The sequence below is a fragment of the Streptomyces sp. IBSBF 3136 genome, from assembly GCF_036815105.1.
GTDB lineage: Bacteria > Actinomycetota > Actinomycetes > Streptomycetales > Streptomycetaceae > Streptomyces.
Genome location: NZ_JAJSZC010000237.1, coordinates 1 through 12060, shown reverse-complemented (window position 1 = coordinate 12060; position 12060 = coordinate 1). Strand labels below are relative to the sequence as shown.

The window sequence follows — 12060 nt, the reverse complement described above, 5'->3', positions numbered from 1 at the left end:
CCCCCAGCAGCACCCGCAGCCCGCCCCCGGCCCCTACGGCTATCCCCAGCAGCAGTACCAGCCCTACGGCGGCGGCGGCCTGGGCACCACACCGCCCTACGGGCCGCCCCCCGTGGGCACGTACCAGGAACCGGAGCGCAAGAACGGCCGCTCCACCGCGCTCCTCGTCGTGATCGCGCTGGTCGTGGCGCTGGGCGCGGGCGGCTCGGTGTTCGCGCTGATGGAGCACGGCGGCGACGACACGGCCGGCGGGACGGTCAGCGCCGCCCCGACCGGCACCCCGGGCACACCGGACCAGACGCCCCCGACGCCCACACCGACGACCTCGGCACCGTCCTCCTCCGCGCCCGCCGACGGAGCCGTCCCGGACGCCTACCTGGGTACCTGGGAGACCACGATCGAGAACGCCAACGGCTCCAACAGCCGCCGGCTCACCATCGCGCAGGGCAAGGTCGGCGACACGGTCCTCACCCTCGTCGCCGACGGCCCCACCGACGGCGGCGGCAGCTACCACTGCGTCTTCGAGGCCGAACTGGCCGAACAGCCCGCGGCGAGCGGCCCGCTGGAGATCGGCCCGTCCACCGTGACCTCCGGCGAACCCCGCTCGTCCTGCTCCCCGGGCGAGGCCAGCGAGGTCACCCTCCAGTCCGACGGCCGCCTGAAGCGGGCGAAGAAGGGCGGCGGGGAGAGCCTGACGTACGACAAGCAGTGACCCGGGTCCCGGCGGACAGGCCCTAGCGGGGCTCCGGGGGACGCTGGCGGGGCATGTTCGGGCGGGTGCCGTTCGCGGGCGGCAGCGGGAACCGCCCCACCGGCGCACCGGTCTCCGCCCGCGCCCCGGCGGCCACCGCCGCCTGGATGCCCAGCGGCGCCGGGCCCGTCCGGAACTCCACCATCCAGTCGGCCGTCTCCGTGCGCACCAGCTCCGTCACGTCCTCCGAGAACCGGCGCAGCACCGCGAGGCACCGCTCGGCCGCCTCACCGGCCGTTCCCTCGGCGGGGCCCAGCACCTCCCGCACGCTCTCCGACGCCCAGTCGAACTGGAGCGCCTGGAGCCGCCGCTGCACGGCCTGCGCGGTGGCCACGTCCCTCATCCACCCGGAGGTGACCCCGAAGAACCGGTCGACGCCGACACAGGCCACCGCCAGCATCAGCGCCAGATACCCCCACGGCGCCACCCCGCCGACCACCCCGGTCAGGTCCAGCAGCGGGAGCGCCGTCCCGCAGACCGCGCCCGCGGCCGCGCCGGCGCGCAGCGCCCGCGCCCCGCGCCGCTTCCACACCCGGTCCGTGAGGTACCAGGCCGCCGTCCCCAGTGCCCCGCGCTCCACCCACCGGTACAGCTCGTCGAGCCGCTCGGCGGGCTCCCCCCAGTCCCCGAGCGGGAACACCCGCCCGGTCAGGTCGCCCGGCCGCAGACCGGCCGCGCCCCCGCCCCACCCGTCCTGTGGCGGACCCTCGGGCTGCATCTCCGGCTGACCCACCCGGCTCTCCCTACTGAACACGACACCGAACACGGCACCGAACACGACTCCGACCACGGCACTGAAGACGACCGGTGACATTGCGTGACATTGCATGCCGACGCGGGGCACCTTTCCTACCGCCCAATGGGTGGCCCGGACGTGGCTTTCCCGACTTTTCCGCCCGGAAGAGCGCCTTGATCAGGTATAGGGCCACGTTCTTTCTCACTCGAAAGAGTGGCGGGGCGATGGCGGCGGGGACCACGTAGGCTCGTGCACAGCGGAGAAACAACGGAGCAGTCGAGGAACCAGGAGCTGATCGTGATCCCCGGTGGTGGCCAGCCCAACATGCAGCAGTTGCTCCAGCAGGCCCAGAAGATGCAGCAGGACCTGCAGCGGGCGCAGGAGGAACTGGCGAACACGGAGGTCGACGGGCAGGCGGGCGGCGGCCTGGTCCGGGCCACCGTGACCGGCTCCGGCGAGCTGCGGGGCCTGAAGATCGACCCGAAGGCGGTGGACCCGGAGGACACCGAGACCCTCGCCGACCTGATCGTCGCGGCCGTACAGGCGGCCAACGAGAACGCCCAGGCGCTCCAGCAGGAGAAGCTGGGCCCGCTGGCCCAGGGCCTGGGCGGCGGCAGCGGCATCCCCGGCCTGCCGTTCTGACGTTCGTCGGCTCCGCGACACCCGTACCGCCTTCCAAGGACGGGCGGCAGCCGACTACCGTACGTACCGCAAGGTCTCCAGGAAAGGCAGTCCGTTGTACGAAGGCGTGGTCCAGGACCTCATCGACGAGCTGGGGCGGCTGCCCGGCGTCGGTCCCAAGAGCGCGCAGCGGATCGCCTTCCACATCCTGCAGGCTGAGCCGGCCGACGTGAAGCGGCTAGCCCAGGCGCTCCTGGAGGTCAAGGCGAAGGTCCGCTTCTGCGCGACCTGCGGCAACGTGGCGCAGGAAGAGCTGTGCAACATCTGCCGCGACAGCCGTCGCGACCCCTCGGTGATCTGCGTGGTAGAGGAGCCGAAGGACGTCGTCGCGATCGAGCGCACCCGGGAGTTCCGCGGCCGCTACCACGTCCTGGGCGGCGCGATCAGCCCGATCGAGGGTGTGGGCCCGGACGACCTGCGCATCAGGGAGCTCCTGGCGCGGCTGGCGGACGGCACGGTCACCGAGCTGATCCTCGCCACCGACCCCAATCTCGAAGGCGAGGCGACGGCCACGTACCTCGCCCGCATGATCAAACCCATGGGCCTGAAGGTCACCCGCCTGGCCAGCGGCCTCCCGGTGGGTGGCGACCTGGAGTACGCGGACGAGGTCACCCTCGGCCGCGCCTTCGAGGGGAGACGACTGCTAGATGTCTGACGCCACGCTGCACGCCACAGCGCAGAACCCGGACGACTTCTCGGTCCAGATCGCGGACCAGGTCGAGAGCTTCCTGGTGGCCGTCGCCGAGGTCGCCAAGGGCGACGAGCCCGGCTCGGCCGTCCCCTTCCTGCTCCTGGAGGTCTCCCAGCTGCTGCTGGCCGGCGGGCGGCTGGGCGCGCACGAGGACATCGTCCCCGACGAGCGCTACGAGCCCGACCTGGGTCCCGAGGGGGACGTCGACCAGCTGCGCGAGAACCTCGCCCGCCTGCTGGAGCCCGTCGACGTGTACTCCGAGGTCTTCGACCCCTACGCGCCGCGCACCGCCCCCGTCCCGGCCCGGATCTCCGACGACCTCGCCGGCGTCATCGCCGACCTGCGCCACGGCATGGCCCACTACCGCTCGGGCCGGATCACGGAGGCGCTGTGGTGGTGGCAGTTCTCCTACTTCTCCAACTGGGGCCCCACCGCCTCGGCGGTCCTGCGCGCGCTGCAGTCGGTCCTCATCCACGTCCGCCTCAACCAGCCGCTGGAAGAGCTCGACGGCCTCGACACCGACCAGGCGATGGGTGACGAGACCCTGGAGTTCGAGGCGGGCCAGGTCATGGCGGAGGAGATCGGCGGACCCCTCGGGATGCGGCAGGGGAACTAGCGTCCTCGTCTGTGACCCGGGGCACTTTCTGCGTGGTGGGCGGAGCGCTGGGCAGGTTCCGGTTCGAGCGTCCGGCGTCTCACCATGCGGGAGCAGGAGGGTGGATTTCGGACGCTCGGTAAACTGAGCCGACACAAACGAACCGAGCGAGGAGCGCACGTGGGCCTTGTCGTGCAGAAGTACGGAGGCTCCTCCGTAGCCGATGCCGAGGGCATCAAGCGCGTCGCCAAGCGGATCGTGGAAGCCAAGAAGAACGGCAACCAGGTGGTTGTCGTGGTCTCCGCGATGGGCGACACGACGGACGAGCTGATCGATCTCGCCGAGCAGGTGTCTCCGATGCCTGCGGGCCGGGAGTTCGACATGCTGCTGACCGCCGGAGAGCGCATCTCCATGGCGCTGCTGGCCATGGCGATCAAAAACCTGGGCCACGAGGCCCAGTCGTTCACCGGCAGCCAGGCAGGCGTCATCACCGACTCGGTCCACAACAAAGCCCGGATCATCGACGTCACGCCGGGCCGGATCCGGGAGTCGCTCGACAGGGGCAACATCGCCATCGTCGCCGGCTTCCAGGGCGTCAGCCAGGACAAGAAGGACATCACCACGCTGGGACGCGGCGGGTCCGACACCACGGCCGTGGCGCTCGCCGCCGCCCTCGACGCCGAGGTCTGCGAGATCTACACCGACGTCGACGGTGTGTTCACCGCCGACCCGCGTGTGGTGAAGAAGGCGAAGAAGATCGACTGGATCTCCTTCGAGGACATGCTGGAGCTCGCGGCCTCCGGCTCCAAGGTGCTGCTCCACCGCTGTGTGGAGTACGCCCGCCGTTACAACATCCCGATCCACGTCCGGTCCAGCTTCAGCGGACTTCAGGGCACGTGGGTCAGCAGTGAGCCGATTGGGGACCAGAAGGTGGAGCAGGCCATCATCTCCGGTGTCGCGCACGACACCTCCGAGGCCAAGATCACGGTCGTCGGCGTGCCGGACAAGCCGGGTGAGGCCGCCGCGATCTTCCGCGCCATCGCCGATGCCGAGATCAACATCGACATGGTCGTGCAGAACGTGTCCGCCGCCTCCACGGGCCTGACGGACATCTCCTTCACGCTGCCCAAGACCGAGGGCCGCAAGGCGATCGACGCGCTGGAGAAGAGCCGCTCCGGCATCGGCTTCGACTCGCTGCGCTACGACGACCAGATCGGCAAGATCTCGCTGGTCGGCGCCGGTATGAAGACCAACCCGGGTGTCACCGCCTCCTTCTTCGAGGCGCTGAGCGACGCCGGCGTGAACATCGAGCTGATCTCCACCTCCGAGATCCGCATCTCCGTCGTCACCCGCGCCGACGACGTCCCGGGGGCCGTGCGCGCCGTGCACACCGCCTTCGGACTCGACTCCGACTCCGACGAGGCCGTCGTCTACGGAGGCACGGGCCGGTAATGGCGCCGACCGGGAAGCCGACGCTGGCGGTCGTGGGTGCGACCGGGGCCGTCGGCGCGGTCATGCTCCAGATCCTGTCCCAGCGCGCGGACGTCTGGGGCGAGATCCGGTTGATCGCCTCCCCGCGCTCGGCCGGCCGCAAGCTGGCCGTGCGCGGGCAGGAGGTCGAGGTCGTGGCGCTGACGGAGGACGCCTTCGCCGGTGTCGACGTCGCCATGTTCGACGTGCCGGACGAGGTCGCCGCCGAGTGGGCGCCGGTCGCCGCCGCCCGCGGCGCGGTCGTGGTCGACAACTCGGGCGCCTTCCGGATGGACCCGGAGGTGCCGCTGGTCGTGCCCGAGGTCAATCCGCACGCGCTGCGGAACCGGCCGCGCGGCATCGTCGCCAACCCCAACTGCACCACCCTGTCGATGATCGTCGCCCTGGGCGCGCTGCACGCCGAGTTCGGGCTGCGCGAGCTGGTGGTGTCGTCGTACCAGGCGGTGAGCGGCGCGGGCCGGGCCGGCGTGGAGACCCTGCGGGCCCAGCTCTCCCTGGTCGCCGGGACCGAACTGGGCACCAAGCCCGGTGACGTACGGCGGGCCGTCGGGGACGACACCGGGCCGTTCCCGGAGCCGGTCGCGCTGAACGTCGTCCCGTGGGCCGGGTCGCTCCGGGAGGACGGCTGGTCGTCGGAGGAGATGAAGGTGCGGGACGAGTCCCGCAAGATTCTCGGCCTGTCCACGCTGCCGGTCGCCGTGACCTGTGTCCGGGTGCCGGTGGTCACCACGCACTCCCTCACCGTCCACGCCCGCTTCCAGGGCGAGGTCACCGTCGACGGCGCCCGCGAGATCCTCGCCACCGCGCCCGGCGTGGTCCTCTACGACGACCCGGGCGCCGGCGAGTTCCCCACCCCCGCGGACGTCGTGGGCACCGATCCGACCTGGGTCGGAAGGGTGCGACGGGCGCTGGACGACCCCACCGCGCTCGAACTCTTCGTGTGCGGCGACAACCTCCGCAAGGGCGCGGCGCTCAACACCGCGCAGATCGCCGAACTGGTGGCGGCGGAGATCACTGGCCACGGGGGTCCCACCCGGCACTAAATATTTGTAGGATTCAAGTAAGCGTGCGACCGGGAGCGTGGTCCAAACCACTTGTCCCCGGAGTGCTCGTCGGCAGAGGATTTCCTCCCCGTCCCCCGCAACCGCGCGGGGGGCGGGGAGCGTCTTTGCGGTCACCCCTGCGGTGCCGTGGGGCGTGGCACGCGGGGCGTGCGGGTCGTGGCGTGGGGACGCCGTGATCGGGCGTGGGGACGCCTGTTCGACTGGACAAGGGAAGAGCGGGGCGCATGACGGCACTTGAGGCACCGTCGGTTGTCGCACATGTGACGTCCGGCACGTACAACCTTCGCGGGGGTAGACGTGTCCAACAGGCGTGGCAGAGGTACTCGAACTCACTGCGGCCCGCGGCACGGCACTGCGGCCCCCACGCGCGGCGCTCCGGCCGCGCGTTCCCGGCGGCATGCCGGTGATCGCGCCCATGCCCGCAGCGCGGCCCACCCGCATACCCAGCCAGCGTGACGGCTCCGACGACGCCGTGGCGACCTCGGACACCGCGGTCGCCGGCACGACCGTCGACCACCTCACGGAGACCTACCGGGCGCACTACCGCTCGCTGCTCGGCCTCGCCGCGCTCCTCCTCGACGACACCGCGTCCTGCGAGGACGTCGTCCAGGAGGCCTTCATCCGCGTCCACTCGGCCCGCAAGCGCGTCCGCGACCCGGAGAAGACGCTCGCCTACCTCAGGCAGACGGTCGTCAACCTCTCCCGCTCCGCCCTGCGCCGCCGGATCCTCGGCCTCAAGCTGCTGTCCAAGCCCATGCCCGACATGGCGAGCGCGGAAGAGGGCGCCTACGACCAGCTGGAGCGCAGGGACCTCATCAAGGCGATGAAGAACCTTCAGCGCCGCCAGCGCGAGGTCCTCGTCCTGCGCTACTTCGCCGACATGACGGAGGCCCAGGTCGCCGAGACGCTCGGCATCTCGCTCGGCTCGGTCAAGGCGTACGGCTCGCGGGGCATCGCCGCGCTCCGGGTCGCCATGGAGAAGACGGCATGAGGAAGCGAACCGACGGGAGCGATCCCGACGAGCGCTCTCCCCACGAGCGTCACGAGCCGGACTCCGGGCACGATGTGACGCAGCACGAGCAAGAGCACACGCAATCGCACGCTGGGAACGGAACTGTGAACCACGGCCCCGACGAAAAGGGCCCCGAGGGGCTCGGACCGGGCCTCGAGGGGCTCGCCTCGAACGAGCTGGACCTGCGCCGGATGCTGCGGTCCGCGGTCGACGACATCGAACCGCGCACCGGCACCCTCGACCACCTGCGCCGCGCCGTGCCCGCACGGCGGGCCCGCAAGCGCCAGGCCGCCGCCGGCATGGCGGCCGCCGCGCTCTTCATCGGCACCGCGGTCCCCGCCCTCATCCACGTCTCCAACTCGGGCGGCACCGACCCCAACACCGCCATGGCCGGACAGAGCTCCGAGGCCCAGGGCGGCGCCACCCAGGGCAAGGAACCGGACGGCGGCGCGGGCAGCGCCGGCGGCTCGCCGGAGAAGACCTCAGGGCCGGGCAAGGACACCGGCAAGCCCGGCAAGCAGGGCGGCACCGGCGCCACCGGCACCGGCTCGACCAGCGGCGCCAACCCGTCCGCCAGCGCGGCCGCGGACGCCCCGCCGTGCACGGCCGCCCAGCTCGGCTCGGCCACCCAGAGCGTCGGCGCCCCGGACTCCACCGGCGTCGTCTACGGCACCTTCCACCTCACCAACACCTCCGCCACGGCCTGCACCGTCGGCGCGGCGGGCACGGTCGGCGTCACTGCACAGGGAGCCGCCGACTCCACCAAGATCGGCAGCGCCCGGCACGTGTCCGGCGACCCGGCGGCCGGCCTGCCCGACCCCTCCCTCGAGGTGGCCACGCTGGTCCTGCAGCCGGGCGCGGCCTACGAGGAGAAGTTCGCCTTCGTGCCCTCCGAGACCTGCCCCACCACCGGCGGCACCCCCGGCGGCGGTTCGGACACCGGCGGCCCCTCACCCGACCCCAGCCCCACCCCGGACGCCGGTGCGGCCGGCTCCGGCGGGGGCACCGACACCACCGGCACCACCGGTGTCACCACCCAGCTCGGCACCGAGGACGGCGGTCCGGCCGACGGCAGCGTCCTCGTCACCCACACCGCGCAGGCCGGCACCACGGTGTCCGCGACGGTCGGCAACGCGTGCGCCGGGACGGTCTACTACACCGGGGTGCTCGCCGGGGCGTGAGCCTCGGGGACGCCGTCGGCCTCAGACCGCGGTCGGGGCGGAGGCGTCGTCCTGCTCGGACTCCTGGTGCCGCTCCGGCACCAGGCCGAGCGCCGCGTCCCGCTGGAACTCCACCTCGCGGCGCAGCAGCCGGAACCACATGAAGACCACGAAGCCCGCGAAGACGAACCACTCACCGGTGTAGCCGAGGTTCTGGAACGCCTTCAGGTCCAGGCCGGTGCCGTCCGGCGCGGTCGCGGGCACCGCCTTCATCCCGGCGTCCGCCCGGTCGAGGGTGACCCAGGCGTCGTACAGCCGGTACGGCACCAGGTTCACCAGCGAGGCCGAGCTGATCACCCCGGTCTGCCCGGCCGGCAGACCGCCCTGGACGCCGACCCCGTTGTCCCCCGGCGTCTCGGAGGCCTGGAGCGCGCCGGTGACCGTGACCTCGCCGGCCGGCGGCGCGGGCGCCTTCGCCGGGTCCGCCTTGCCGGGCAGCCAGCCCCGGACCACGGGCAGCGCCCGGCCCGAGTCGGTGCGCAGCAGCGTCAGCACGTAGAAACCGCTCCTGCCGTCCAGCTCACGGCCCGGCACGAGGAGCTGGCTGCCGTACCGGCCGCTCGCCGTGACCCGCCGCCCGGAGGTGCTCTTGTCCACGGGCAGCATCCGGGCCAGCGGCCGGGCCTGCTCCCGCCCGTCGGACGCGGCCTGCGCGGTCGCGGCGCGGTGTTCCTGCACCCGCCCCTCGAACCGGCTCAGCTGCCAGGACCCCATGAAGACGCAGAACGGGATGGCGAGCAGCACGAAGACGTTGATGCCCCACCAGCGGGGTGTCAGCAGAAACCGGTACACGCCCTCAACGGTACGGCGCCCCCGGCCGTGGCTCGGCCCGGGGTCGGTCCTCGGCGGGCCGGGCCCCCGGCGGTCGCGCGGGGCCCGGACGGGAAGTTGTCCACAGGGTGGGGACGGCCGGCAGCGGATTGTCGGCGGGGCCAGGCACTATGGGCGCATGACTGGGGCCAAGAGTGAGAGCAGGACGCCGGACACACCGGACATGCCGGACTGGGAGAAGCGCTTCCGGGCGCCGCGGGTCTCGCTGCCCGACTGGGCGGAGGACGCACCGGACCGCTCCCTGTTCGTGTCGAACGCGACGGGCACGTACGAGCTGTACGCATGGGACCGGGCGACGGGCGGGCAGCGCCGCGTGACCGACCGGCCGAACGGCACGACGGACGGCGTGCTCTCCCCGGACGGCGCGTGGATCTGGTGGTTCGACGACAAGGACGGCGACGAGTTCGGCGTCTGGCGCCGCCAGCCCTTCGGCGGCGGCCCGGACGAGACGGCCGTGCCCGGCCTCGAACCCTCCTACCCGGCGGGTCTGGCCCTGGGCCGCGACGGCCGGACGGCGGTCGTCGGCCGCTCCACCGACGACGAGGGCACCACGATCCACCTCGCCCGCGACGGCGCCGAACCGGTCGTGATCTACCGGCACCGCGAGTCCGCGGGCGTCGGCGACCTCTCGCACGACGGCTCCCTGATCGCCGTCGAGCACACCGAGCACGGCGACGCGATGCACGCGGCCCTGCGCGTGCTGCGCCCGGACGGCACCACGGTCGCCGAGCTGGACGACACCAAGGACGGCACCGAGGAACTGGGCCTCGAGGTCCTGGGCTTCGCCCCGGTCGACGGCGACACCCGGCTGCTCATCGGCCACCAGCGCCGGGGCCGCTGGGAGCCGCTGGTGTGGGACGTGGCGACCGGCGAGGAGACCGACCTCGTCCTCGACCTGCCCGGCGACGTCAGCGCCGAGTGGTACCCGGACGGCAGCGGCCTGCTCGTCGTCCACAGCCACGAGGCCCGCAGCGAACTGTTCCGGTACGACCTGGCCGGGCGCGCCCTGACCCGCGTCCCCACCCCGACCGGCACGCTCTCCGGGGCCACCGCCCGCCCCGACGGCAGCGTCGAGTACCTGTGGTCGTCGGCCGCCGAGCCGCCCGTGGTCCGCTCCACCGCCGGCGGGGTCGTGCTGGACCCGCCCGGCCTGAGGTGCCCGCCCTCGGTGGCGGTCGAGGACGCCTGGGTGGAGGGCCCCGGCGGCCGCATCCACGCCCTCGTCCAGAAGCCCGCCGGCGCCACCGGCCCCCTGCCCACCGTCTTCGACCTGCACGGCGGCCCCACCTGGCACGACAGCGACTCCTTCGCCGCGGGCCCGGCCGCCTGGGTCGACCAGGGGTACGCGGTGATCCGGATCAACTACCGCGGCTCCACGGGGTACGGCCGCGCCTGGACCGACGCCCTCAAGCACCGGGTGGGCCTGATCGAGCTGGAGGACGTGGCCGCGGTCCGCGACTGGGCCGTCTCCTCCGGTCTCGCCGACCCCACCCGGCTGGTCCTCACCGGCGGCTCCTGGGGCGGCTACCTCACCCTCCTCGGCGTCGGCACCCAGCCGGAGGCGTGGGCGGTGGGCATCGCGGTCGTGCCGGTCGCGGACTACGTCACCGCGTACCACGACGAGATGGAGGCCCTGAAGGCCATGGACCGCACCCTGCTGGGCGGCACCCCGGAGGAGGTACCCGAGCGTTTCGAGGCGTCTTCCCCGCTCACCTACGTCGACCAGGTGAAGGCCCCGGTGTACATCTCGGCGGGCGTCAACGACCCCCGCTGCCCGATCCGCCAGATCGACAACTACGTCAAGCGCCTCGAGGCACGCGGCGCGGCCCACGAGGTCTACCGCTACGACGCGGGCCACGGCTCCCTGGTGGTCGACGAGCGGATCAAGCAGGTCCGGCTGGAGATGGAGTTCGCCCACCGGCACCTGTCCGGCCTGGGGGAGTAGCAAGGGCCGGGGCGCTCCAGACGCCGCGCTCTCCGGGCGGGCGGCCCGGGGCTGGTGCCCAGCCCGGGGCCGCGGTCTTCCGGGTCAGCCCAGCTCGGCCAGGCCTCTGCGGGTCGCGGCGACCACCACCCGGTCGCCGGCGGCCAGCACGTGGTCCGCGCCCGCCTCGGCGCGCCCCTCCAGCGCCAGCACCCGCCAGGCCCCGGCCCGGAACGCCTGAGCCACGGTCCGCCCCTGAAGCTCCGGGTGCCCGGCCACCTCGACGGAGGCGAACAGCAGCACCCGCCGCTCCACGGGGATCGCCCCCAGCACCCGCCGCCCCAGCATCGCCCCCGCGAAGGCCGGCGCGGCCAGGTGCGACACGCTCCGGCTCCGCGTCGACGCCCGCGGATGAGCCGCCCGTAGCGTCCGGTACACCGCCGTGGCGAAGTCGTCGTCGTACAGGCGCAGCACCACCCGCAGATCCGGCCGCACCGACCGCGCGTACAGCACGGCCTCCAGATTCGTGGTGTCCGCGCTGGTCACCGCGAGCAGCGCGGACGCCCGGTGGATCTTCGCGGCCTCCAGCACGCCCTCCTGGGTCACGTCCCCGAGCACCACCGGCACCCGCAGCCGCCGCGCGGCCGCCAGCCCCCGCGCCTCCGGGTCCGACTCCACGCACACCACGGCCACGCCCAGCTCCCGCAGCCGGGTGAGCACCCGCGTGCCGATCTTCCCGAGCCCGAGCAGCACCACGTGCCCGCCCAGCCCGCGCGGCGGCTTGCGCAGCGCGGAGGCGGTCCGGAAAGTGCCGAGCGCCTCCAGCACCGCGGCCAGCAGCACCGGCAGCAGCAGCAACCCGACCAGACCGGACAGCAGTTGCAGGATCTGCCGCCCGAGGGGCTCGCCGATCGCCGGATCGTCGATCGCGAACATATCCAGCAACGTCAGGTAGAAGGCGCTCAGCGGATGGATCCTGGTGACCACGCACAGCGCCACGGCGAGCCCGACCACACACGCCACCAGACCGGCGAGCGACCACCGCAGCCGCCGCGAGAAGAGGG

Annotated in this window: 11 protein-coding genes and 1 pseudogene; 9 read left to right on the top strand and 3 right to left on the bottom strand. The window is 72.9% G+C overall.

The window, feature by feature from the left end; translation table 11 throughout:
- Nucleotides 1-712, top strand: a pseudogene (locus V7E45_RS33915) (serine/threonine protein kinase); the annotation flags it as partial.
- Nucleotides 713-734: 22 nt separating this feature from the next.
- On the opposite strand, the gene V7E45_RS33910 reads toward V7E45_RS33915, so the two are convergent.
- Nucleotides 735-1484 carry an SLATT domain-containing protein gene (locus tag V7E45_RS33910; protein ID WP_333778082.1) on the bottom strand — a complete coding sequence of 250 codons (750 nt, stop codon included), beginning with the start codon at nt 1482-1484 and terminating at the stop codon, nt 735-737.
- A gap of 300 nt (nt 1485-1784) precedes the next feature.
- Between V7E45_RS33910 and V7E45_RS33905 the strand changes: the two genes are divergently transcribed.
- From V7E45_RS33905 to V7E45_RS33875, 7 genes are all read left to right on the top strand, one after another.
- A complete protein-coding gene (locus tag V7E45_RS33905) occupies nt 1785-2129 on the top strand; it encodes a YbaB/EbfC family nucleoid-associated protein (RefSeq protein ID WP_333778081.1) in 345 nt (114 codons plus the stop codon).
- Between the two features lie 94 nt (nt 2130-2223).
- A complete protein-coding gene (gene recR, locus V7E45_RS33900) occupies nt 2224-2823 on the top strand; it encodes a recombination mediator RecR (RefSeq protein WP_133922724.1) in 600 nt (199 codons plus the stop codon).
- Entirely contained in the window at nt 2816-3475 is a 660-nt protein-coding gene (locus V7E45_RS33895) for a DUF5063 domain-containing protein (RefSeq protein WP_333778080.1), read from the top strand. The genes recR and V7E45_RS33895 overlap by 8 nt, the downstream gene beginning before the upstream one ends.
- Before the next feature lie 159 nt (nt 3476-3634).
- Nucleotides 3635-4906 (top strand): aspartate kinase, encoded by a 1272-nt coding sequence (locus V7E45_RS33890; protein ID WP_020941307.1) that lies wholly within the window; start codon nt 3635-3637, stop codon nt 4904-4906.
- Nucleotides 4906-5988, top strand: a complete 1083-nt coding sequence (locus V7E45_RS33885; protein ID WP_333778079.1) for an aspartate-semialdehyde dehydrogenase — start codon at nt 4906-4908, stop codon at nt 5986-5988. Before V7E45_RS33890 ends, V7E45_RS33885 begins: the two co-directional genes overlap by 1 nt.
- 331 nt (nt 5989-6319) lie before the next feature.
- Nucleotides 6320-7000, top strand: a complete 681-nt coding sequence (locus V7E45_RS33880) for a SigE family RNA polymerase sigma factor (RefSeq protein WP_333778078.1) — start codon at nt 6320-6322, stop codon at nt 6998-7000.
- A 125-nt stretch (nt 7001-7125) separates the two neighbouring features.
- A complete protein-coding gene (locus tag V7E45_RS33875) occupies nt 7126-8202 on the top strand; it encodes a hypothetical protein (RefSeq protein WP_333778077.1) in 1077 nt (358 codons plus the stop codon).
- Nucleotides 8203-8223: 21 nt separating this feature from the next.
- On the opposite strand, the gene V7E45_RS33870 is transcribed toward V7E45_RS33875, so the two are convergent.
- Nucleotides 8224-9033: an SURF1 family protein gene (locus V7E45_RS33870; protein ID WP_333778076.1), complete on the bottom strand. Its 810-nt coding sequence runs from the start codon at nt 9031-9033 to the stop codon at nt 8224-8226.
- 157 nt (nt 9034-9190) lie between these two features.
- On the opposite strand from V7E45_RS33870, the gene V7E45_RS33865 reads away from it, so the two are divergent.
- Nucleotides 9191-11017, top strand: coding sequence for a S9 family peptidase (locus V7E45_RS33865; RefSeq protein WP_333778075.1), 1827 nt, complete (start codon nt 9191-9193; stop codon nt 11015-11017).
- 84 nt (nt 11018-11101) lie between these two features.
- Here V7E45_RS33865 and V7E45_RS33860 read toward each other — a convergent pair.
- Nucleotides 11102-12060, bottom strand: a 959-nt coding sequence (locus V7E45_RS33860; RefSeq protein WP_333778074.1) for a potassium channel family protein, incomplete at its 5' end; no start/stop codon positions are given.